This is a genomic window from Methylocella tundrae (genome assembly GCF_901905185.1).
Classification (GTDB): Bacteria; Pseudomonadota; Alphaproteobacteria; order Rhizobiales; family Beijerinckiaceae; genus Methylocapsa; species Methylocapsa tundrae.
This window is the reverse complement of sequence record NZ_CABFMQ020000057.1, coordinates 40,778-63,852: the sequence shown is the minus strand read 5'-3', so window position 1 is coordinate 63,852 and position 23,075 is coordinate 40,778. Positions and strand designations below refer to the sequence as shown.

21 protein-coding genes are annotated in these 23,075 nt (G+C 60.8%); 13 read left to right on the top strand and 8 right to left on the bottom strand.

Going from position 1 to position 23,075, the window contains the following annotated elements:
• The first annotated feature begins 94 nt into the window (after positions 1-94).
• The gene (gene cysG, locus MPC4_RS05680; protein WP_244628866.1) at positions 95-1,558 is read left to right on the top strand and encodes a siroheme synthase CysG; all 1,464 of its coding nucleotides are present in this window, start codon (positions 95-97) and stop codon (positions 1,556-1,558) included.
• A 120-nt stretch (positions 1,559-1,678) separates the two neighbouring features.
• Positions 1,679-3,007 (top strand): TAXI family TRAP transporter solute-binding subunit, encoded by a 1,329-nt coding sequence (locus MPC4_RS05675; RefSeq protein WP_174511666.1) that lies wholly within the window; start codon positions 1,679-1,681, stop codon positions 3,005-3,007.
• Positions 3,008-3,026: 19 nt separating this feature from the next.
• On the opposite strand, the gene MPC4_RS05670 is transcribed toward MPC4_RS05675, so the two are convergent.
• A complete protein-coding gene (locus MPC4_RS05670) occupies positions 3,027-3,254 on the bottom strand; it encodes a hypothetical protein (RefSeq protein ID WP_174511665.1) in 228 nt (75 codons plus the stop codon).
• Positions 3,255-3,600: 346 nt separating this feature from the next.
• On the opposite strand from MPC4_RS05670, the gene typA reads away from it, so the two are divergent.
• On the top strand, positions 3,601-5,421 hold the full coding sequence (typA, locus tag MPC4_RS05665; RefSeq protein WP_134490902.1) for a translational GTPase TypA: 1,821 nt from the start codon (positions 3,601-3,603) through the stop codon (positions 5,419-5,421).
• A gap of 17 nt (positions 5,422-5,438) precedes the next feature.
• A complete protein-coding gene (locus tag MPC4_RS05660; protein ID WP_174511664.1) occupies positions 5,439-6,419 on the top strand; it encodes a phosphoribosylaminoimidazolesuccinocarboxamide synthase in 981 nt (326 codons plus the stop codon).
• Positions 6,420-6,428: 9 nt separating this feature from the next.
• Here the strand turns inward: MPC4_RS05660 and MPC4_RS05655 are convergent, their stop codons facing one another.
• Positions 6,429-6,899, bottom strand: coding sequence for a PadR family transcriptional regulator (locus MPC4_RS05655; RefSeq protein ID WP_244628865.1), 471 nt, complete (start codon positions 6,897-6,899; stop codon positions 6,429-6,431).
• 338 nt (positions 6,900-7,237) lie between these two features.
• Here MPC4_RS05655 and MPC4_RS05650 point away from each other — a divergent pair, with 338 nt between their 5' ends.
• On the top strand, positions 7,238-7,987 hold the full coding sequence (locus MPC4_RS05650; protein ID WP_174511662.1) for a L,D-transpeptidase: 750 nt from the start codon (positions 7,238-7,240) through the stop codon (positions 7,985-7,987).
• A gap of 95 nt (positions 7,988-8,082) precedes the next feature.
• Here the strand turns inward: MPC4_RS05650 and mutM are convergent, their stop codons facing one another.
• Positions 8,083-8,961: a bifunctional DNA-formamidopyrimidine glycosylase/DNA-(apurinic or apyrimidinic site) lyase gene (gene mutM, locus MPC4_RS05645; protein ID WP_174511661.1), complete on the bottom strand. Its 879-nt coding sequence runs from the start codon at positions 8,959-8,961 to the stop codon at positions 8,083-8,085.
• 201 nt (positions 8,962-9,162) lie between these two features.
• On the opposite strand from mutM, the gene MPC4_RS05640 reads away from it, so the two are divergent.
• A complete protein-coding gene (locus MPC4_RS05640; RefSeq protein WP_174511660.1) occupies positions 9,163-10,326 on the top strand; it encodes a glycosyltransferase in 1,164 nt (387 codons plus the stop codon).
• A gap of 118 nt (positions 10,327-10,444) precedes the next feature.
• On the opposite strand, the gene MPC4_RS05635 is transcribed toward MPC4_RS05640, so the two are convergent.
• The 5 genes from MPC4_RS05635 to MPC4_RS05615 form a co-directional block, all read right to left on the bottom strand.
• Complete coding sequence (locus MPC4_RS05635) at positions 10,445-11,113, bottom strand: sterol desaturase family protein (RefSeq protein ID WP_174511659.1); 669 nt, start codon at positions 11,111-11,113, stop codon at positions 10,445-10,447.
• A gap of 109 nt (positions 11,114-11,222) precedes the next feature.
• Positions 11,223-12,194 carry an L-histidine N(alpha)-methyltransferase gene (gene egtD, locus MPC4_RS05630; protein WP_174511658.1) on the bottom strand — a complete coding sequence of 324 codons (972 nt, stop codon included), beginning with the start codon at positions 12,192-12,194 and terminating at the stop codon, positions 11,223-11,225.
• On the bottom strand, positions 12,194-13,483 hold the full coding sequence (gene egtB, locus MPC4_RS05625) for an ergothioneine biosynthesis protein EgtB (protein WP_174511657.1): 1,290 nt from the start codon (positions 13,481-13,483) through the stop codon (positions 12,194-12,196). Before egtB ends, egtD begins: the two co-directional genes overlap by 1 nt.
• 243 nt (positions 13,484-13,726) lie before the next feature.
• The gene (locus tag MPC4_RS05620; protein WP_174511656.1) at positions 13,727-14,071 is read right to left on the bottom strand and encodes a hypothetical protein; all 345 of its coding nucleotides are present in this window, start codon (positions 14,069-14,071) and stop codon (positions 13,727-13,729) included.
• A gap of 91 nt (positions 14,072-14,162) precedes the next feature.
• The gene (locus MPC4_RS05615) at positions 14,163-14,798 is read right to left on the bottom strand and encodes a S24 family peptidase (RefSeq protein ID WP_134490918.1); all 636 of its coding nucleotides are present in this window, start codon (positions 14,796-14,798) and stop codon (positions 14,163-14,165) included.
• A 141-nt stretch (positions 14,799-14,939) separates the two neighbouring features.
• On the opposite strand from MPC4_RS05615, the gene MPC4_RS05610 reads away from it, so the two are divergent.
• The 7 genes from MPC4_RS05610 (at position 14,940) to MPC4_RS05580 (ending at position 23,058) form a co-directional block, all read left to right on the top strand.
• Positions 14,940-15,281, top strand: coding sequence for a hypothetical protein (locus MPC4_RS05610; RefSeq protein WP_134490920.1), 342 nt, complete (start codon positions 14,940-14,942; stop codon positions 15,279-15,281).
• Positions 15,282-15,283: 2 nt separating this feature from the next.
• A complete protein-coding gene (locus tag MPC4_RS05605; protein ID WP_174511655.1) occupies positions 15,284-15,799 on the top strand; it encodes a hypothetical protein in 516 nt (171 codons plus the stop codon).
• A 1,031-nt stretch (positions 15,800-16,830) separates the two neighbouring features.
• Entirely contained in the window at positions 16,831-18,138 is a 1,308-nt protein-coding gene (locus MPC4_RS05600) for a phage terminase large subunit (RefSeq protein ID WP_174511654.1), read from the top strand.
• Between the two features lie 52 nt (positions 18,139-18,190).
• A complete protein-coding gene (locus MPC4_RS05595; protein ID WP_174511653.1) occupies positions 18,191-19,546 on the top strand; it encodes a phage portal protein in 1,356 nt (451 codons plus the stop codon).
• Positions 19,547-19,694: 148 nt separating this feature from the next.
• On the top strand, positions 19,695-20,819 hold the full coding sequence (locus tag MPC4_RS05590; RefSeq protein WP_244628864.1) for a hypothetical protein: 1,125 nt from the start codon (positions 19,695-19,697) through the stop codon (positions 20,817-20,819).
• Between the two features lie 172 nt (positions 20,820-20,991).
• Positions 20,992-22,509, top strand: a complete 1,518-nt coding sequence (locus MPC4_RS05585) for a hypothetical protein (protein WP_174511652.1) — start codon at positions 20,992-20,994, stop codon at positions 22,507-22,509.
• An 84-nt stretch (positions 22,510-22,593) separates the two neighbouring features.
• Entirely contained in the window at positions 22,594-23,058 is a 465-nt protein-coding gene (locus MPC4_RS05580) for a hypothetical protein (RefSeq protein WP_134490928.1), read from the top strand.
• The last annotated feature ends 17 nt before the right edge of the window (positions 23,059-23,075 follow it).

Sequence of the window (23,075 nt, the reverse complement as noted above, 5' to 3'; positions counted from 1 at the left end):
AAAGCGTGATGATATAAGCGCCAATGGAGAAACGCCTTTTGCGCCATGAATGTCATGGCGGGCCATCCAGCGAGAATAGGACGAAAGCGCTTTTATGACCAGAGCTTTACCGGCGCGGGCCTCTGGCGAGGCGGGGCGGCCGATCATGACGGGCCTTGCCTCGCTCCCTGTCTTCTTCAATCTCAAGGGCAAGCGCGCGATTCTTGCCGGCGGCTCGAATGCGGTCCTGTGGAAGGCGGAGCTGCTTCAGGCCGCTGGCGCTGACGTTGAAGTCTACGCCGTCGCGCCGTGCCCGGGGCTGGCCGAGCTCGCCGAACGGCGTCCGTCGGTCAGGCTTTTTCTGCGCGATGTCCAAAATGAAGACCTGAACGGCGCGGCGCTTGCGATCGCCGATGTCGGGAGCGCCGCCGAAGCGGAGCGGTTCCGCGCCGCCGCGAACGCCGCGGGCGCGCCAGCGAACGTCATCGACAAGCCAGCCTTCTCGGATTTTCAATTTGGCGCGATCGTCGATCGCTCGCCCCTCGTCATCGCGATTTCAACCGACGGCGCTTCGCCGATCCTGACGCAGGCCTTGCGCGGACGGATTGAAGCCATTCTGCCGGGCGCCATCAAGCTCTGGGCCGCGGCCGCCAAAAGCTGGCGAAAACCGTTGAAGGCGCTGGCCTTGCCGCCGAAGGCGCGCCGGCGCTTTTGGGAGCTGTTCAACGCCAAAGCTTTCGCGGCAAACGGGGCGCCGGGTGAAAATCTGTTCGCAGAGTTGCTGGCCGAGGCCGGGCGGCAGTCGCAAAGCGTTGAAAAGGGATCGGTCGCTCTGGTTGGCGCTGGTCCCGGCGATCCTGAGCTCTTGACCCTCAAGGCGCTGCGAATGCTTCAATCCGCCGACGTCGTCTTGTATGACGATCTCGTCGCCCCCGCGATCGTCGATATGGCGCGCCGAGAGGCGGAAAAAATTGCCGTCGGCAAACGCGGCTATAAGCCCTCGTGCCAGCAGGATCATATCATCTCCATGATGATTGGGCTCGCCAAGGAGGGCAAGCGCGTGGTGCGGCTGAAGGGGGGCGATCCAATGATCTTTGGGCGCGCCACAGAGGAAATTTCGGCGCTTCGCGCGGCCGGGATTGCGATCGAAGTCGTGCCCGGCGTCACGGCGGCGCTCGGCGCGGCGGCTGCGCTGCAGGTTTCATTGACGGAGCGCGACAAGGCGCGCAGGGTCCAGTTCATCACCGCCCATGCGCATGACGGCAAGCTGCCCCAGGACATCGACTGGCGCGCGCTCAGCGATCCGCGCGCCTCGAGCGTCGTCTATATGGGCGCGAGAACGCTGGGCGTTCTGGTCGAACGGCTTTTAGCGCATGGCCTTGATCCCGCGACGCCGGCCCTTCTTGTCGAGCGCGCGACCTGCGCGGATGAGCGCCGCATCGGCGCAACGATCGCCTCGCTGCCGGGCAAAGTCGCGGCGGAGACGCTTTCCGGACCCTGCCTTATTTTTATCGGCGCGGTCTTCGCTGCGACCGAGGGGGAAGTAGCGCCGGCAAAAGAGGCGGCGCAGATAGACTAGGCTGGCGCGGAGAAATATCCTTGATGCGGCCTTGTTTCGATGATTGCTGTTTAACGTTGCTGGCGCAAATTTATTGTTTTAGCGTCCATGCCCTAATGTTTCGGCGTCAAGGGGAATGCCATGCGTCGACTTATCATCGTGGCGATCGGCGCAGCTTTCGCTGCGATCGGAGCCGCGGCTCTTGCGCTTTACTACTATGAACGGCCGACCGTCCTGCATGTGGCTGTCACGCGCGAGAGCCATGACCAACGGGTGCTCGCCGCCGCGGCGCATGAATTCGCGCAAAAGCACGAATCGCTTCGGCTCAAGCTTGTCCCTGTGGAGTCGCTGGCTGAAAGCGCGCGGATTTTCGAGGAGGACCAGGTCGACCTTGCGATCGTGCGCAGCGACATTGACATGCCGGTCAGCGGTCAGACTGTCCTTATCATGCGCCGCAACGCCGCGGTTGTCGTCGCCCCGGCGGGATCTGACCTTCACGATATTGAGGATCTCAAGGGCCACAAGCTCGGCGTGCTCGACGCCGAACAGACCGGTCGGATGGGCAATCACACGCTGCTCGACGCCGCCCTTGCGCAGTACGACGTATCGCTCGGGACGGTAAGGCGGATTCCGTTGACGCTCGCCGAATTGCCCGAGGCGATCGAGCAGCGTCAGGTCGACGCGGTGCTCGCCGTCGACACTCCCGGTTCGGCAAATCTGACGGAGGCGGTCGCCGCGGTAGCCCAGGCCGGGCGCGGGCCGCCGGTTTTCCTCCCGATCGAAGACGCCAGGGCCATTGCCCAACGCGCGCCGAATTTTGAACCGGTCGAGGTTTTGCGCGGCGCGTTTGGCGGCGCGCAGCCAAAGCCATCTGCCAGTTTCGAGACGCTGGGGGTTAGCACCCGGCTCATCGCAAAGCCCACCCTCGGCAATGACGTCGTGTCCGAACTGACGGAGCTGATGCTGAATGCAAGGCCCTCGCTCGCCGCGCAGGACCCCATCGCCAACCGGATCGAGGCGCCCTCGACCGATAAGGGAGCGGCTCTTCCGGTCCATCCCGGGACGCTGGCCTATCTTGGCGACGAAGAGCAGAGCTTTTTCGATAAATATAGCGATTTTATTTATATAGGCGCTATGCTGGCGAGCTTGTGCGGCACCGCGATCGCGACCTTCGCGGCGCGTTTCAATCGCCAGCAAAATACAGATCTCGAGCTTATTTTGCAGCGCCTGCTGGAAATTATCGCGGCGGCGCGGGCGGCCGCGCGGGCTGATGCGCTGGATGATCTCGAAAGGGAGGCCGATGACCTTCTGGCCAAGGCCCTGGCGCATGACTGGAATCACGCATTGAGCGGGAGCCGCCTCGCCGCGACGAGCCTTGCGCTGAATCAGGCGCGCCAGGCGATCTCCGAACGCCGCGCTTACCTTGCCGTGCCCCGCGCGCCTTTCGCGCCCCGGCTCGTCGGTGAATAGAGGGAAAAGTTTTAGGTGCTCATCCGATCGCGGCTCGGGAGCTCATCATGAAGCGCCGCAAGGCGACAAGGCTCCAGATCGCCTCGACGAGCCCAAACGGCCACGCGCCCTGCAGGAAGCCGTAGACCGAACCAAGGGAACAGGCGCCGGCGAAGCCGAGTACATACCAGCGGCTCCGGCGTTCCAGCGCGTAAGTCACGAGCATGGCGGTAACCGCGAAAAGGCCGAAAAGGGTCAATCCGTCCATTCAGCGCCTTCATTGTGCCGGGGCGAAGCGGACTTTCTCGACGGGCGAAGTGGCGGAACGGGCATAAGATTGACCAGTCCTTAAGCTGCGCCGTAATCTCGAGCCCTTTTGCGCCCCGCCTCGCTGCCGGTCTGGCGTTGGCGAGCAGAAGTCATTATATTGGTTTTCAAATACGGTTCTTTCGTATATTGCATTGCTGCAACGCGAAAAACTACCCCAAATCGTTAGTCGGCCCGGCTCAGGATACCGCGACTGAGCAGAAGGGCCTGTTTTGATGGGCGGTGCTCCGTTCGCCATCTGGCGGTAGAGCGCATCGCTCGCACATGAATATAGATACGGCACAAAAATGAAGCTGCGCAATATCGCCATCATCGCCCACGTCGACCACGGCAAGACAACTCTTGTCGATCGTCTGCTGCAACAGTCGGGCGCTTTCCGGGACAATCAGAGAGTCGCGGAGCGCGTCATGGATTCGAACGATCTCGAAAAAGAGCGCGGCATCACGATCATGGCGAAGGCGACCTCGATCGCCTGGAAAGAGACCCGGATCAATATCGTCGATACGCCCGGCCACGCCGATTTCGGCGGCGAAGTCGAGCGCATTCTCTCGATGGTCGACGGCGCCATCGTGCTGGTCGACGCCTCGGAAGGGCCGATGCCGCAGACCAAATTCGTCGTTGGCAAAGCTCTGAAGATCGGATTGAAGCCGATCGTCGCCGTCAACAAGGTCGACAAGCCCGACGCCCGGATCACCGAGGTGGTGAATGAGGTATTCGACCTTTTCGCCGCTCTCGACGCGACTGACGAGCAGCTTGATTTCCCCATTCTTTATGGTTCGGCCAAACAGGGCTGGATGGCCGATAGTCCGGATGGTCCGCAAGAGGGCATGGCCCCTCTGTTCGATCTGGTGCTGAAGCATGTGCCGGCGCCGCGCATTGAAGAAGGCGGCTTCCGTATGCTCGGCACTCTGCTCGAGGCCAATCCGTACCTGGGGCGCCTCGTGACGGGACGGGTGTTTGCCGGCAGCGTCAAGCCGAATCAGGCCGTCAAAGTCCTCGACCGCAAGGGCAATGTCGTCGAACAGGGCCGCGTGTCCAAAATTCTCGCTTTCCGCGGTATCGAACGCACGCCGATCGACGAGGCTGAGGCCGGCGACATCGTCGCCATCGCGGGCCTTGAGAAATTCAACGTCGCCGACACGCTCTGCGCGCCCGAGGTGGTTGAGCCCTTGCAGGCGCAGCCGATTGATCCGCCGACCCTGTCCATGACGTTTTCCGTCAATGATTCGCCGCTCGCCGGAACCGAGGGCGACAAGGTGACGAGCCGCGTCATCCGCGCCCGCCTCTACAAGGAGGCCGAAGGCAATGTCGCTTTGCGCATTGAAGATTCGCCGGGCTCCGATTCCTACATCGTTTCCGGCCGCGGCGAGTTGCAGCTTGCGATCCTCATCGAGACCATGCGCCGCGAAGGGTTCGAGCTCAGCGTCTCGCGTCCGAAGGTCGTTTTCCAGAAAGCCGAGGACGGCAAAACCTTGCTTGAGCCGATCGAAGAGGTCGTGATCGACGTCGATGAGGAGCATTCCGGCGTCGTCGTTCAGAAGATGGCCGAGCGCAAGGCCGAAATGATCGAAATGCGCCCGTCGGGCGGCAATCGCCTGCGGCTCGTGTTCCACGCGCCGACGCGCGGGCTGATCGGCTATCAGGGCGAATTGCTGACGGATACGCGCGGCACCGCGATCATGAACCGCCTGTTCCATGAATACGCGCCCTGGAAGGGTGAGATCGCCGGCCGGCGCAATGGCGTCCTCATCTCCAACGACAATGGCGAATCGGTCGCCTACGCCATGTGGAAGCTGGAAGATCGCGGTCCGATGATGATCGAGCCGGGCTGGAAGGTCTACCGCGGCATGATCGTTGGCGAACATACGCGTGAGAACGACCTTGAGATCAACGTCCTGAAGGGCAAGCAGCTGACCAATATCCGCGCCGCCGGCAAGGATGAAGCGGTGCGTCTCACGCCGCCGATCCGAATGACGCTGGAGCGCGCCCTGGCCTACATCGAAGATGATGAGCTGGTCGAAGTGACGCCGAAGTCGATCCGTTTGCGCAAGCTTTTCCTCGACCCGAATGATCGCAAGCGCGCGACGCGGGCCAAGGAAACCGCCTGAGCCAGAGCGGGCGCCTTATGATCGACGCTGCGAGCCTTGCCCCTTACCGCGACTATGTGCTGACCGAAGCTTTCATCTCGGAGCTTCCGAATTACTATCGCGGCAAGGTGCGGGAGAACTACGACCTGACGGACGGGCAGCGCATCCTCATCGCCACCGATCGCGTCAGTGCGTTCGATCAGGGACTGGCTGCGATCCCCTTCAAGGGACAGGTGCTGACCGATATTGCGCGTTTCTGGTTCGAGGCGACGACCGACATCTGCGAAAATCACGTGCGCGCCAATCCCGATCCCAATGTGGTCGTGGTGCAGCGTCTTGAAATGATGCCGGTCGAGATCATCGTGCGCGATTATCTCGCGGGTTCGACCGGAACCTCTATTCTACCCATGTACAAGGCTGGCGCCCGAAACATCTATGGGATCGATTTCCCCGACGGTCTGCGCGACAATCAAAGGCTGCCGGAAACGATCATTACGCCGACGAGCAAGGCGGGGCACGATGCGCATGACGCGCCGCTCACCCCGAGGGAGATCATTGAGCGGCAGCTTCTGACTCCGCGACAATGGGACGATGTTGCTGAAAAAGCTTTGGCTCTTTTCGCCCGCGGCAGGGAGATCGCGGCGGGGCGCGGCCTTATCCTCGCCGATACGAAATATGAGTTTGGCTTTAACAGCGAGGGCCATATCGTCGTTGCGGACGAAATCCACACGCCGGACAGTAGCCGTTTTTGGCTGGCCGAAACTTATCCCGAGCGTCTTGAGCACGGGGAAAAACCGGACAGCCTCGATAAGGATTTCATCCGCAACTGGGTCAGCGCGCGCTGCGATCCTTATCACGATCCGATCCCTGAAATCCCCGGTGAGGTGATCCTCGAGGCGGCGGCCACCTATATACGGACCTTCGAAACCATCACCGGCAGGAATTTTGTACTCCCCGAGAGTTTCGAGCCGCCGCTCGAGCGAATTCGCGCCAATCTGGCGGTCTACTGGACCAGGTGAGCGAGATCTTCAGCTCGTCTCCACGGCTTTGGCGGCGGCGTCCAGAATGCTCGCAACTTCAGCGATCTGCTCTGCGCTCAACGGACCACGCGCCAGCCGCAGCCGCAAGGCCGTCCTGAGATTTTCCGTGGCGCGGAGGATCTGCGGGGCCGGCCCGCCGCCATGCCGCGCGTTGATGTCAGCCATCCGCCCAAAAATGGCTTCGATCGCGGTCTGATTCTGCCGCAACAGCTCTTCGCCTTCGGCTGTGATCGCGTAAAGCTTGCGTGGGCCGTCGGTTTCCTGAACGCGGATCGCGCCCATTTCCTCGAGCAGCGTCAGGGTCGGATAGATGACGCCGGGGCTCGGCGCGTAGGCGCCCCCGAGACGATCCTCGATCGCCTTGATGATTTCGTAGCCGTGTGACGGTTTTTCTGAAACCAGCTTGAGCACGACGAAGCGCAGATCGCCCTGTTCGAACATGCGCTGGCGCCCGCCCATTCTTCCATGTCTGCGAAACATCCCGAAAGACCCGGACTCCGGGCCGCGGGGACCTTCGCCATGGGCAAAAGCGTGGAAATGTGAGTGAAGCCTCATTGGATTGTCTCCTGCTGCGGAATGATTATCAAACCGTATTTCGATATGTCTAAAATTAAGATATATCTAAATACGGTTTTGGCAAGAGGCGCGCCGCGGATTTCGTCGCGATCGAAAATAAGCAAGCTTAACGGGAAAATTTTTATGAAAGAAAATAGAAGCGTGACTTGTCTGCAATATCGCAGTCCGCTTTTCTGCATTAAGATATCCCTTACCTTAAATTCTTACCCGTGATTCGCCCCATGCATCAGTTGAATCGCCGTACCCTCATTACTGGCGTCTCGTCCGCGGCGGCGTTCGGCCTCGCCGGCTGCGTCGGCGGTCAGCAAAGTCAGATCGCATCCGCCGTACCCGCGGCGGCCCCATCGTCCGGGCCATCCGCCGCGACGCCGGTCGCCGGCGGCGATTTCCGGTCCATGTACGCGGAAATCAACGACGGAAAATTCGTTGTTCCCGCGGTCAGGGAGGCCGATCTCAGTCCGGCGTTCCGTCGCACCAGGGTCGCTTATTCTGGCACGGAAGCGCCGGGAACGATCGTCGTCGATCCGGCCAATCACTATCTCTACCATGTCGAGGGCGGCGGCCAGGCGATGCGCTATGGCGTCGGCGTCGGCCGCGAGGGTTTCGCGTGGTCCGGCGACGCGACGATCCATAGCAAACAGGAATGGCCAGACTGGTATCCTCCGAAGGAAATGCTGGAGCGCCGGCCCGAACTTTTGAAGCAAATGAGCCAGTTGCAGAGTGGAACGGGAATGCCTGGCGGTCCGGCCAATCCTCTTGGCGCTCGGGCCCATTATCTGTGGCACGACAACGTGGATACCTATTTCCGCATCCATGGCACAAACGAGCCCGCGACAATCGGTCAGAGCGTTTCCTCGGGCTGTATCCGCATGGTCAATCAGGATGTGATGGATCTGTATCAGCGCACGACCATAGGCACCAAGGTAGTTGTGCTTGGAAATGCGCAGCCGCAGAAAGTCGCGCATTCCTGATCGCGCCAAGAAACTGCCTCAGCGCGGCGTGCTCGAACGAAGGCCCTGCGTGATCGTATAAATGCGAGCGGGCGCTGCTTTAAGGGCGGGCCCGTTTAACGCTGGCAGACGCCGCAGAAATAGGTTGACCGTCCTGACTGCGTGATCCGACGGATCACGCCGCCGCATTCCGGCGTGGGGCAAGGGCTGAGTTCGCGGTCGTAAACGCGAAAATTATGCTGGAAGTAGCCGAGCGCGCCATTGGTCTGGCGATGATCGCGCAGCGATGATCCGCCCGCCGCGACGGCCTCCTCGAGAACTTCCCGGATCATTTTCGCCAGCAGACGCGCGCCCTGGGTCGGCCGTCCGTCTTTGCATGCAAGGCTCCCGGCGGCGCGCCGCGGCGACAGGCCCGCGCGGTGCAGGGCCTCGCAGACGTAAATATTGCCGAGGCCGGCGATAAGACTCTGATCGAGCAGGGCAGCCTTCAGAGGGGTGGTCTTGCCAGTGAAAAGACGGGCCAGGACCGCGCCGTCGAGTTCATTGCCGAGCGGTTCGACCCCAAGCGCCCTGAACAAGGGATGATCTGCGAGCTCGTGACGGGCCAGCAACTGCATGAAGCCGAATCGTCGCGGGTCGTTGTAGACGATGCGCGCGCCCGTCGACAGGGTGAAGACGACGTGATCATGCGCAGCGTTTTTGGATGGCGCGCCGCATGAGGCCAAAGCTTTTGCTGCGCCCATATCCTCGACGCGAAAAGATCCCGACATGCCAAGGTGCATGACGAGCACGCTGGAATCGTCGAGGTCCGCGAGAAGGTATTTCGCCCGCCGCCCTAACGCCAGGATTTCGCGGCCCGTGAGGCGCTCCGAAAAACGATCTGGGAATGGAAAGCGAAGATCCGGCCGTCGCTGGTCGAGGCCGACGATTCTCGCGCCGATCATCGCGGGTTCGAGCCCGCGCCGCACCGTTTCCACTTCAGGCAGTTCCGGCACTCTGACGTCCTTACTGTCGGCCCGAAGACGCGTCTTTTTGAGAATAGTTTGATGGCATTGTTCCTCGGAACTGGCAACCGGGGGGCGTGCGCGCGCCGCGGCGACGCGAGGGATGGCTCCGGAACGTCAAACATGCTCTAAGGCGGGCGGAGCTCCCGTTTGCATGGCATTATCGGAGCGCAATGGGAGAATAGGAACAGAATGGCGGCGACTTTTTTCAGCTTTGCCGGAGCGATCTGGTGGTGCCTCGCCATTGCGCTTTTTCTGCTGACTTTAGCTTTCGGACTGGCGCAGCCTTTGGTCCAAAGGCGTCGCGCCACCGCGTCCGCACAGCCTCCGGTTTCGGCGATTTTGCCAATCAAAAACCTCGACCCGGGTTTCGAGACCGCGCAGGCTTCGATTTTCACGCAGACATACCCCGATTACGAGATCCTCATCAGCGCCGCCGAGGTCGATTCGCCAGCCCTCAGCGCGGCCCGTCGTCTGGCGGCGGCGCATCCCTCGCGGCCATGCCGATTCCTGCAGTCGGATAGCCGATTGGCAGTCAGTCCGAAGCTCAATAATCTGGCTGCGCCGCTGACCGAAGCGAAGCATGACGTCGTCATGACCAAGGATTCGAATATCACGCTCGAGCCTGAGACCATGGCGGCTTTCCTCCAGAACCTTGCTCCCGACGTTGGCCTTGTCGTCGGAACCCCGGTGGCCGTGCGGCCGGAATCCGTCGCCGGGGAGATCGAGGCTTGCCTTATCAATGCGCATGCGCGGCTTCTGCTTTCGGCCTCTGTGCTGGGCCTTGGCTTCGGCGTCGGCAAAATAATGGTTTTTCGGCGCAGCGACTTCGATCGCGCCGGGGGGCTTGCCGCGATGAGCGGAAATCTGGCGGAAGACACGGCCATCTCGATGGGCCTTGCGCGGCTCGGGCTGAAGACCGTCTTCGCCCACCGCACCGTTGCGCAGGAGATCGGCTTTCGCCGTTTAAGCGACGTGTACCACCGCCAGGTCCGATGGAGCGTGATTCGGCGCTCCAATGTGCTATCCTATCCGCTGGAGCCGCTCGCCAGTCCGCTGCCCGCGGCGCTCGCGGCGGCGCTGGCGTCGCCCCTTGCCGGCTATCCGGCTTTCACCGCTTTTTGCGTTACGCTCGCCGGATGGTTCTGCGCTGAAACGGCGTTCGCCGCGGCGAAGGGATGGCGAATTTCAGTCTGGTCGCCGGTGGCCTTCCTCGGCCGGGAAGTGCTGGCTCTTGCGGCGTGGCTCCGCGGCTGGACGACGCATCAGGTGATTTGGGCAAGCAGCCGATTCGACGCGCGGCGCGGACCAGCGCCAGCTTCGCAGAAAAGCGCGCCAACTCAGAAACAGGGGTAAACTGCCAGTCCGTCAGAAGCATGATGGGTCCCTCACGGAATCGATTCGTGCTCTCCATTTTGCCTGTCGTAGCGCCTGATCTTATGCAAAAAGTCAGCAACTTTTTGCAGATCGCGCCCTAATCCTGTGAGGCGCGCTCACGCTCCTGTTTGACGTGCTGCGTGCCGAACACGTAATCCCACCACGGCGCGCTGACGCCGAAGCCGCGGGTTGGATCGCGGAAATGATGCATGAGATGGAGCCGCCGCAACGTCTGGCCAAGCCGCGTCGTTGGCTTCGCATGATGCGTATAATAATGCGTCATGTCATAGGCGAGATAACCGATCATAAAGCCCATGAGGACGGGATAGCCGTAAGGCAGGCCGAACAAGACCCTGACCACCAGCAGCGCGATCAACATGATCGGAGCGCTAAGCAGCACCGGCATCACGAGACGAAGCGGATCGTTCGGGTGGTCGTGATGGACGCCATGCACCAGAAAATGGATGCGCGCTCCGAATTTGCTCGGATGCTTGTAATGAAACGGGAATCGATGCCCGAAATATTCGGTGAGGGTCCATAGAAGATACCCAAGCGCCGCCGAGACAATGACGACCATGGCGCTGAAGGACTGGAAGCTCTTCACGGCCAGAAGCGCGATGACGGGAATATAGACGTAAAGGGGCACAGACCAGTGCACGCGCGATAGTTTGTCGAGCAACGCATTGTCGAAAAGCCGCGGCGAAGCGCGCAGGCGATCGACCTGCTGGGGAATGCTGTAATCGAAGTTGTTTTTCGTCGGCGTCATGATGTGAACGGATCCCAGAAGCCAATGCCCTAGCTTCTTAAAGCATTTTTTGGAAAAGCGGAAATCCGGCGCGCGCCGAAGGCAAGGTCGAATGAACTGCCCGGGCGCCTCAATGCGCGATGGTCAATTCGTGCAGACTGAAGAGGGACTTCGGGTCGGTCCAGACCTCGCGCGGAAACCAGCCGGCGCGCCGCGCCAGCTCTTTGAACTGCGGAATGGAATATTTGTAGGAATTCTCGGTGTGGATGCTCTCACCCTCTGCGAAGGCGAAGCTGTGCCCGAGCAATTCCACGCTTTGGGCCTTGAGGCTGACAAGATGCATCTCGATCCGGCTTTCCTCGCGGTTGAAAACCGCTCTATGCGCGAAATCATCGACGTTGAAATCAGCTCCCATCTCGCGGTTCAGCCTGACGAGAATGTTGAGGTTGAAATCCGCCGTCACGCCGTCTGCGTCATTATAGGCGGGAAGCAGGATCGAGAGATCCTTGCGAAGATCGACCCCTATCACGAGCCGCCCTGAAGGCCCGAGGTTTTCCGCCATATGCGACAGCAGATCGCAGGCGTCGGCAGGCGCGAAATTACCGATGGTCGAGCCGGGAAAGAATCCAAGACGCGGGCGCTTTGAAAGCGCTTGTGGCAAGGATAAGTGTTCGGCGAAGTCGCCGAGCGTTGGAAAGACTCGAAGGCTAGGGAATCGCACTGCGAGCCGGGCGGAGGCCTCATCGAGGGCGCTTCTCGAGACGTCGATTGGCACATAGGCTGAAAGGCTCGGCAGCGCGCTCAACAAAATCTCGGTCTTGCGACTCGAGCCCGAGCCGAATTCCACGAGCACGCTTCCAGGCGGCGTGTGGAGGGCGATGTCCTTGGCCGCGGCCTCAATGATCGCCGCTTCCGTTCGTGTTGGATAATATTCTGGCAGCCGGGTGATTTCCTCGAATAATTCGCTGCCGTGGACATCATAGAAAAGAAAACATGGTAATGTTTTCCGCGACTGCGACAAACCCGCCAAAATGACGCGCGCGGCCGGATCCTTCGCCGAGCCGGGGGCGTCGGGCGTCTGTTTTTCTGCGATCTGTGACATCAGGCGTCATCCGCTAGGCGCAGTCCACAGAACTGCCAACGCTGGTGGGGATAAAAGAAATTACGGTAGGTTCGTCGCGCATGGGAATCAGGGGTCGCGCAGGAAGCCCCGCGCAGCACCTGCTGGTTGCACATGAACTTTCCATTATATTCGCCGAGAGCCCCCGCGCTGGAGCGATAGCGCGGGTAGGGCGCATAGGCGCTTTGCGTCCATTCCCAAGCATCGCCGAACATTTGGCGCACGCCCTTGCCCCCCGACGCCGGAAGCGGCTGGAGAGCGCCCCGGCTCAGCATATTGCCAGCCACCGCAATGTCTTCCGCCGCGACTTCCCACTCGAATTCCGTCGGCAGCCGTTTGCCCGCCCAGCGCGCGTAAGCGTCGGCCTCGTAGAAGCTGATGTGGCAGACAGGCGCCGCCGGATCAATCGTTTGCAAGCCCCATAATGTCATTTGCAACCATTGCCCGTCGCGCTCTTCCCAATAGAGCGGCGCGCCCCAGCCCTCTTTTGTGATCCTCGCCCAGCCGTCGGCCAACCAAAGATTGGAGGCGCCGTAGCCGCCTCCACGCATGAACTCGAGCCATTCCGCATTGGTAATCAGGCGATCTGCGAGTGCGAACGGCTGCAAGAGAACATCATGGCGCGGGGATTCATTATCGAACGCGAACCCTTCGCCCGTGTGGCCGATGGCGCGCCGTCCACCGTCGAAACCGACGAATCTCAGGGGGGAAACGTCGTCGCGGGCATGCGTCCGGCCGCCGTCGCGATAGGCCGGACGCAGAGGGCTCAGCGCAAACAAACTGAGAACATCCGTCAACAGCAACTCCTGATGTTGCTGTTCGTGGTTGACGCCGAGCGCGATGCGGCTCCGCGTCTCTGGGTCATCCGCGACGGCGCTTCCAAACAGGGATTGCAGCGCCTCATCCACATAGGCGCGGTAATCTTGCACTTCAAAGCAGGTCGGCCGAGTGAGGAGACCGCGCATCGGGCGCGGCTGTCGCGCTCCTTGCGTTTCATAGTAGGAATTGAAACAGTAATTGAAGCGTTCGTCGAAGACTTTATATCCAGGCAGAAAGGGCTGCAAAACAAACGTCTCAAAGAACCAGGTCGTATGCGCGAGATGCCATTTTGTCGGGCTCGCGTCTTCATTCGCCTGCGCCGCTTGATCTTCCGCGCCGAGAGGCGCTGCGAGGGAAAGCGTTTGTTGGCGCGTGCGAAACAGGCTTTGGGATAAATCGGAGGGTGTAGTGAGCGGCTCGACTTTTGATGATGCAACTGCGGGCGCACTCATTGCGACTCTCCCTATGACGCCACGACGAAAGAACGACACGCTGGCGGTCCGGTTCCATCAACCGGCGCCGCTGAGACATGAACATCGTGGCAAATGAGGCTTATCGTTTGAAATCGTCGAGGTCATTCATCGTGGGCCGCCGCCGGGGGACCAAGGCTTTCGCTCATGCTTCTGCTCCGCCTCAGTCGAGCGACATCAAGGTAAAATTAGGATCAGCAGCGGCCGAGAACAAGGGCGCCTGCGTCATTCACTTGGTTGAACAGGGCGCACGAGCTTTCGGGGCGCGCCAAACCGGCGGAGCGCACGGCCGAGCAGCATGAGCGCTCGCGCGTTTAAGGCCGCGGTTTCGCTTCCGAAGCCGAACCAGCGCTTTGGCGTGAGCGCTTCGATGCGAAGCAGGTCGGCTCCGATCGCGATGAGTGTTTCAGGCGCCGCGCCTGATAGGCCGGTTGCGATGGCGTCGAGATCGACGGGCCGCTCTGCATAGGCTTGTGCGCGGCATTTGACCAGATAGCGGGTCGTCCGATCGGCCTGCGATTGAAAGGTGGCGCAAAGTTGCGTTTGCGCGGATGAAAGTTGCAGTGACATGGATTCGGCTCCGGATTGACCGGGGCGACCATAACAGGTATTTTTACCATACATACGGTATATGTACCTAAGGCTGAGCGATCTTACCAGATCATCTCCGGCGCCATTGACCGAATCGGACCACGCCCTGAACCGCCGCCGCCCATTCGATTTTGACGCTCCGGATCGGCGCCGCATTATGGCTCTCGAGGTCGAAAGTGCCGGTCCTTGCGCCACGCAGGATCCGTTTCAGATATCGCTTGCCGTCGGCGGTTCGAATGGCGGCCTCCGAGCCGATCACATCGTCCGCGTTGACGCCCTCGCGCCAGCAGATAATGACATCGCCGGGATCGTAGCGGGGCCACATGCTGTCGCCCTCGATCTGGAACGCGATCGCGTCCGAAGGGATCGGGAACGGAACGTCGATTTCATAGAGACCTTCGGGGGGAATCTGCTCGAATTCGGGCAGGATCTCCGCGCCGGCGCCGATGCGGCCGACGACGCGGACGCGATTGCCGGGCGTCGGGTCGCCAACGCCCTCGAGCAGCCAGGCCGCCGTCGTTTTCAGCACGGGCGCGAGCGCGATGAGCGTCTCGGTGGTGACGCCGCGCCTGTCGCCGTTCTTGACGGCGCGCTTGAGGTTGCGAATGGCGTCGGGCTTCTTTGCGGCGAGCGAGGCCGCATGGGCGGAAAGGCCCAAAGCAGTAAGGCGGCTTTCGATACGCGTGAGGACGTCTTCCAAATCCATTGCGGTAGAATAACCGTACTCGGCCGCGAGCGCATCAGGTAAAAATACCTTTACAACACGGTAGAAATACCGTAAACGTTCCCCTGCGCCACAGAGCCGAAGCCTGCGGCGACGCAATCGGCAGCCGAGGGAGACTTTGCCGTGACTATTCAAACCGAGATCCGTAAAGCCCGCTGGACGGGGGAGCGCATTGCCAGACTAGGTTTTCTCCTCGGTATGGGCTGGGACGCCCGCCGCATTGCCGAAGATCCCCTGATCGCGTCGACTCCGAACAATGTTCATCGCCAGGCGCAGCGCTTTGGTCTTGCCTTTCGCGCCGCCGCGGCCGCCCTCGCGCTGCGCCTCCCACCTGAAGCGACGCAGCTTTACGATGCGGCGGCCACCAAACGCAGTCTGACCCGAGAAGCCATGATCAGGCTCTTGCTCCTTGTCGTCGCGGCTGACCCGGCGCTCCTCGACAATATCCTCGACGATGGGTTTTGATCATGGAGTTCGATGCGAAGATCAACGCCCTTGAAGGGGACGATCATGGCGGCCAATGCGCGCTGCCTGCGCGTTGGGACCCGGAGCAGGTCGCGAAGGCACTGGTCAAGGCATTCGCCACCCTCGACCGGATGCCTCGCCTGCGGGGACCTCGCGAACCAGGCGGCCATTGGCCGAGCCATGCCGTCGCGTGGGCCGACCAATTGGCGCAGGCCGAAATCGATCCGAGCGATCGCCAGGCTCGCAACGCCGCAAGCAATCGAACCATGCTGCGCCCCACGAGCATCGAAATTGCGCAGATGGATGCGGCTCTCGACTGGTTGCGCGAATTGCGGACGCTCGACAGTGGAATGGCCTTGGTGACCAGCCTCTGGGCTCTGCGCGCCGCGCGCGGGCGATCAGTCAAGGCCCTGTGCGCTGAAAAAAAATGGGCCCCTCACACTTTCTATCGCAAACGAGCAAAGGCCTTGATTCATCTCGCCGCCTCGCTCAACGCCCGCAGCGTATTGGTCTTCTAGCCTGTAGTCTGTCGCGCCCATCGACGTTCGCCCCAAAAAAAACTGGCGAATGTGACGCCGCGAAACAACAGATTTCGATTGCGGCGGTCACGTCCCAAAAGCTGACCCCTCGCGCCGAATGGCGCGCGGGCGGTCTGGGGGCCGCGCCGCCACGATGTGCATGTCCTGAAGCCTTGCAACAGGTAAGACGTCGATCGCGACCGCGGTCTGAACGCGTTGACATGCGTCGCATTGCAAGTTCTACATGCGCGAACCTCAGGCCCCAATCGCGCGCCGGCTTCAATCCCATGTCCATTGCGATATGTAATTCTCCGCCATCATCCGTGGCCGCCATCGCTTGCTCACGCAGTTCAAGCCTATGCTTCTGCGTCATGCAGCATCGCCAAAACTCGAACCGCATTCGCTCGATCATGGCGATGATGTACGATGCGCGATTGCGCCCTGGACCCGGTGCATTGACTTGCAACAATTTGCGATCGAATATACGCGTATGCAGCGCCCCAACTGCATCAGGCATTCAGCTTGCCTTTCGCCTTGATCATCCACATGCGGTGAACCGCTGTCGCGCCAGACACGTCCGCCGCATTTGATCATCTTAATCGTGCGCTTGAGCCAGCATCAACCACCATTGATGTGTGACTTCGTCCAAGCCGAGCGCGTACCGGCTCTGGATCTTGACAGTTGCTTTTGGACTCTGCGCTTTGACGGAGCAAATGACGTAAGATTGGCAAATCGACTACCGGCGCCAAGCGTTGACTTGCAACAGATTGTGAGAGCAATATGCGCGTATGCAGTGCACGATCTGCATCTACGATTTACACGCCTTTGCTCAACGAAACACACCTTCGGCATTGCGTGGCGGAGCGCCCAAATGCGCTCCCGACGTTATCGCGTCAGCCGATCCGGGATGTCTGAGACAAGGCGCCGATAGCCCATCGCCGTCATTCCGGTTTGCCCAATGAAGGTCTTAACGCTCGCATGCCGGGCGTTTCAATTTGCTGAATCCTTCACTTACGAAGACTGGATCGCGCATGGTGACATTCAGCCCAGGCCAGGATGCGGCGCGCCGTATGCTGGAGGGACCGCAACGCTACGCCTGTCTCGCCGGCGGCACGCGCTCAGGCAAGACATTTCTTATCATCCGCGCGATCGTCCGCCGTGCGCTTCAGGCTGAAGGAACGCGTCATGCGATTCTGCGCTTCCACGCCAACGCCGCGCGCGCCTCCATCGCTCTCGATTCGCTCCCTCAGGTGATGCGGCGCTGCTTTCCCGGAACGCCGCTGAAGGAGCGCCGGCAGGACGGCTATTTTGAGTTCGACAATGGCTCGCGCATCTGGATCGGGGGTCTCGACGATAAGGATCGCGTCGAAAAGATCCTGGGTCTCGAATATTCGACTGTCTTCTTGAATGAAGCCTCGCAGATCCCTTACTCGTCGGCGCTGATCGCCTTCACGCGCCTCGCGCAAGTCGCCCCAAATATCCCTCAGCGGGCATTCGTTGATCTCAACCCCGTCGGCAAGACACACTGGACAAATCAGCTCTTTGGCGAAAAGCGCGATCCCGTTTCGATGAAGCATCTGAATGATCCGGAAAACTACTGCCGCACCTTTCTCAATCCACCGGACAACAGCGCAAATCTCTCGACGGAATTCCTGATGAGCCTCTCCAACCTGCCGGAGAAACAACGCAAACGTTTCTATGAAGGGATCTACGTGGATGAAGTCGACGGCGCTCTCTGGACCTATGGTTTGATCGACGCGAACCGGCGCCCCGAAGACACCATTCCAGCGGACAAGCGCGCCGCCGTGGTCGTTGCCGTTGATCCTTCCGGAGCCGCGGGGCGTGATGATCTCGGATCGGATGAAATCGGGATCATTGTGGCGGCCCGGGGATTTGATGGCGACGGTTACATACTCGATGATCTGTCCTGCCGGGAAGCGCCCATCGTTTGGGGCCGGCGCGCTGTCATCGCTTTTCACAAATACCGGGCGGATTGCATCGTTGCGGAGAGCAATTTCGGTGGTGAAATGGTTCGCGCCACAATCCAGGCGGCGGATCGAAATGTTCCCGTCCGCCTTGTTACCGCCAGTCGCGGCAAGGCAGTGAGGGCCGAGCCAATTTCGGTCCGCTACGCGCAGGGCCAGGTTCATCATGTCGGCCGGTTTGGGAAGCTCGAGGATCAGCTCTGCGCGTTCTCGAGCGCTGGCTACAGCGGCAGCGGCAGCCCCGACCACGCGGATGCGGCGATCTGGGCGCTGACGCATCTCTTCGGGCGCGACGACGGCGCAGGCATCATAGAATTCTATCGTCGCGAGGCGGAAGGCGGAAGCGGCGCCTGAGTCGCCCGTTGGCGCGTACCGCACAACAACGTCAAATCACGAAGGAAGCAGCATGGTCGATCGCCGCGCCGGGACAAGAAGCTGGTCGCTCAGCCCTTATGAGATCGATATTCGCTTCGCCAATTCCACCGCCGCCGCCGGGGAAAATGGTTGGTTTGGCCCATTGGAGCCAATGACTCCGTTGGCGCCGCCCGAAGTCACCGGACGGCAATGGGACTATCCATCCGGCTATAATCTATCGACAACGGCTCGGAATTTCGAGCCGATCACTTTTGCAACCTTGCGCGGCCTCGCTGACGGCTACGATCTTCTTCGGCTCGTGATCGAGACGCGCAAGGATCAGGCCTCACGCCAATCGTGGACCATCGTTGCGCGTGACAAGACCACCCTCATCGCCGGCAATGTCGATCGCATCACCGCGGCGACGAACTTTATCGCTCGGCCGGATGGCCACCGCTGCTTTGCCGACTGGCTGCGCATTCTACTGGAAGAGGTTTTTGTCACGGACGCGGCGGCGCTGTATCTGCGGCGTGATCGCTCCGGTCGGCTGACTGCGCTTATGCCGCTCGATGGCGCGACGATCAAGCCTGTGATCGATGGATTCGGCCGCACGCCAGAGCCATATCTGGACGGTGGCGCATTGGTCTATCCGACGGCCTACCAGCAGATCCTCAAAGGCTACCCAGCTATTGACTACTCGGTGCGCGACCTGATCTACAGGCCGCGCAATCTCCGCGTCAACCGCGTTTACGGCATGAGTCCCGTCGAGCAGATCGTCACAACAGTGAATATCGCGTTGCGGCGCCAAATGTATCTCCTCGATTATTTTACAGAAGGCAATATTCCAGACAGTCTGATCGGCGTGCCGGAGAACTGGACGCCTGACCAGATTGCCACCTATCAGAAATATTGGGACGCCTATTTCGACGGTGAGCTCGGCCGTAGACGGCGCGCAAAATTCGTCCCCGGAGGGGTCGCCAAAACCTTCATTCAAACCAAGGAGCCCGAACTCAAAGGTCCCTTCGACGAGTGGCTGGCGCGCATTGTGTGTTTTGCGTTCTCGATCTCGCCGCAAGCATTGACCCAAACGCTGAATCGCGCCACCGCGGAAACACAGAAGGACCTTGCCGAAGAGGAAGGTCTCGCGCCAATCCTGGCCTGGGTCAAAGCGCTGATCGACGATATTCTGGCGAACGAACTCGACGCGCCAGATCTTGAATTCATCTGGAGTGCTGGCCACGAGACCGATCCGCTGACTCAGGAAACGATCCTTTCGAATTTCACATCGAAGGGCATCTTGACAATCAACGAGGCGCGCGCCGCGCTCGGCCGTCCGCCGTTGCCCGCGGCATCGGCGAATATGGCGATGGCGTTGACCGCTGGGGGCTATGTGCCGCTGCCGGAGTAGGGAAACGCTCAGCGCTTGCTGGATTGCTCTTTCTCCTCGCGCAGTTGCTTCCGCATTTTACGCAGAGGCGCTGGAGGCCTCGCGCCGCCGGCTTGTCTGCTTGCCATCCCCGCGCCTCCATTACTTTAACGAAAACCAAGGAGCACGCATGTCCGCGTTGCGAATGTTCATCCCGATTACGAAGGTCGACGCGGCGCAGCGCCTCGTCTATGGCCTTGCGACGGCGGAGGCGGAAGACCGCGCCGGCGAAATTTGTGACTACGCCTCGACCAAGCCCCTTTATGAAAAATGGTCGGCCGAGATCGCCAAATCCACCGCGGGGAAGTCGCTTGGCAATCTCCGTGCGATGCATGGGCCGGTGGCGGCGGGCAAAGTGACGGAGATCAATTTCAACGATACGCGCAAACAGATCGAAATCTGCGCCAAGGTGATTGATGACGCGGAATGGGTGAAGGTCGCGGAAGGCGTCTATACCGGCTTCTCCCAAGGCGGCGCCTATGCGCGGCGTTGGACGGACGAGGATGGGTTGACGCGCTATACGGCGGATCCCACCGAGATTTCACTCGTCGATTTGCCTTGCCTCCCACAGGCTCAGTTTGAGATGATCAAAGCCGATGGCACAAGGGAGCTGCGCAGCTTTGGCAAAGACCTCGATGCGGTCGCGCGCCTGGCCTGTCTCATCGACGAATTGAATGACCTGCAAAGCGACGCCGCCTCTGAAGCGAATGCTGAGCAGGATGATTCAAACGTGCCCGACAGACTGCGTGATCTCGTCACGCGGGCCTCGGCCATTTTGCGCGCGATGGCGAATGAAGAAACTGCGGAGCTGGGCCCCGCTCAGTCCGCTGGGGCGCAATCTCTGGCTATGTCGGCGGCGCCTTCTGTGCGCCGCCCTCGCGCCAGCGCCAAGCTGTCAAAGATCGGCGCCCGCAATAGTGAAGCCGACCAACATCGCGTGCAGCAAATGCATGACACATCCGTCGATCTCGGCGCCGAATGCAACGCACAAAAAAGCATGTCCGGCGGATTGGAAAAGCGCTTCGATGCGCTGGCGACGACAATTGACGACGTGCTGCGCCGCGTGAAGCAGATCGAATCGCAACCCCTTCCGCTTCCCTTCGCGGGCTCGGCGCGATCGATTTCAAAAAGCGAAGACGCGGGTTTGGACACACGCAACGGCGATGCTGTCGAGAAACTCCTTCTTGATCCGGAGGCGCTCTCCGTTCTCGCGATCAAACTCGCGCAGCGCAATGGGCGCGCGCCGATGCGATGACAACACTGTGTGACTAGCGCCCGCGCCCGCGTTCCGGAGCGCCATCGGTCAAGACATTACGAAGCGCGCTTATGCGCGGTTAGCCGGTCTCGACCGAACGTCCCCCCACAGCGTGCGGACGTCCGACTTCCCTTACGTTTCTTCCAGCAATTCCATCCGCCAGGAGTAAGCTATGACCATGCACACCGATGCGCAGGACGTCCTCGACCGGCTCAAGACCGCGCAGTCGAAGCCGCTCGGCGACCCGCGCTTCAAGAGCCTGATCGGACTTGAGAAAAGCACGTTTTCGCAGAGTCAGAGCGCGACTTCGGGGCTGACCTTCTACGATCTCGAACTCGGCGCGAAATTTCTTTATCCGGTGTTGACTCCATTGCGCAATATGATCCCGCGCGTTTCTGGCAAGGGCGGCATTCAGGCGGCCTGGCGCGCCATCACGAAGATCAATACGACGGGCTTGCGCTTTGGCGTTTCGTCAGCCAACCGCGGCGGCGTGCTTGCGGTCGCGACGCAGGACTACACCGCCTCCTACAAGGGCATCGGTGTTGAAACAAGCGTCGATTTTGAAGCGCAATTCGCGGGTCAGGAATTTGACGACGTTCGGGCGATCGGAGCCAAGACCGGCCTCGAAGCGCTGATGCTCGGCGAAGAGGCGATGATCCTTGGAGGTTGCGCTTCGGGCGCGCTTGGAGTCACGCCGACGCCCTCTCTCGCGGCTTCCACGAGCGGAGGATCGCTGGCCGCGCAGACATGGTCCGTTATATGCGCGGCGCTGACTCTCGACGGTATGATGAACGGCTCAATCCAGGGGGGCGTGCAGGGCCAGATCACCCGCACCAACGCCGATGGTTCGTCCGACACCTTCGGTGGCGGCGTCGCTGCAAAGAGCGCAAGCGCCACGGCGGCGACAACGGGCGCGACTGGTTCGATCAGCGCAAGCGTCATGCCCGTTCCGGGCGCGCTCGGATACGCGTGGTTCTGGGGCGCCGCCGGCGCTGAAGTGCTTGGCGCGATCACGACGATCAATTCGGTTGTGATCAGCGCCGCGGCGGCCGGATCACAGACGGCGGCTTCACTGGGAAGCAATGACAATTCAGCTAACGCGCTGGCCTTCGATGGCCTCATTTATCAGGCGTTCAAGCCTGGGTCGGGGGCGTCGGTCTATACGACGAGCCCGGGGACCGCAGGTACCGGTTCGCCGCTGACCGCCGATGGATCCGGCGGCATCATCGAAATCGACACCGTGCTGAAATCCATGTGGGATGATTATCGCCTGTCGCCCGACACGATGTGGGTGAGCTCGCAGGAAGCGTTGAATATTTCGAAGAAAATACTGGCGGCCTCGCAGAGCTCGGCGCAACGCTTCGTGTTCGAGACGGCGCAGGATCTCGTGGGCGGCGGCATCATGGTCCGCACCTACCTCAACCGCTTCTCGATGCAGGGTGGCGGAGTCGTGGATATCAAGGTTCATCCGAACATGCCGGCCGGCACGATTCTTTTCACGACGAAGGGTCTGCCATACCCGCTCGCCGGCGTCGGCAACGTCATGCAAATCCGCACCCGGCAAGACTACTATCAGATCGAGTGGCCGCTGCGCACTCGCAAATATGAATATGGCGTTTATGCCGATGAAGTGCTGCAGCATTATTTCCCCCCGGCTCTGGCCTTGATCACAAACATCGGCAACGGCTGACCGTTGTGCGGGCGGTCGTCGGCGGCCGCCCGGATTGCTTCGAAGCCGGGTAAATTGAGCGCGGCGCAAACAAGGATGGTCGCCATGAAACTACGTGTTCCCGCCGGTTGCGGCGCCGTTTCGCATCTCGGGCGGAGCCTCGAAATTGCCGAGGATAATTCGATAGAGGTTGATGACGCTGACTGGCCCGCTCTTTCCGCCCATGGCTTCCGCCTGTGGGAGGAGGAGGATCTCCGCGAGCTTGCCTCGATGAACCGTGAAGAGCTCATCGTCGCTGCGATGAACGCGACGCTGCGAGCTTTGCAGACGATCGGCACGGAAGAAATTCGGACCCGCCTAACGGCTTCGGAGGCATCGGTTCTGCCTTTCGAGCAAACATCAGGCGTGGCAGGAGCAGGGGCTAACGTCAATGCCAGTGCTGAGTCCGTGTCTGCCTTGAGCCGCCAGGGGCTTTTCGCCTTCCTCAAGGGCAGGGGCGTCTCGGTTTCCCTCCCTGTGACGAATGAGGAATTGCGCGCCATGGCGCGTCAGGCGATGGGCCTCGCGTGATGCCGCCTTGCGCCGTT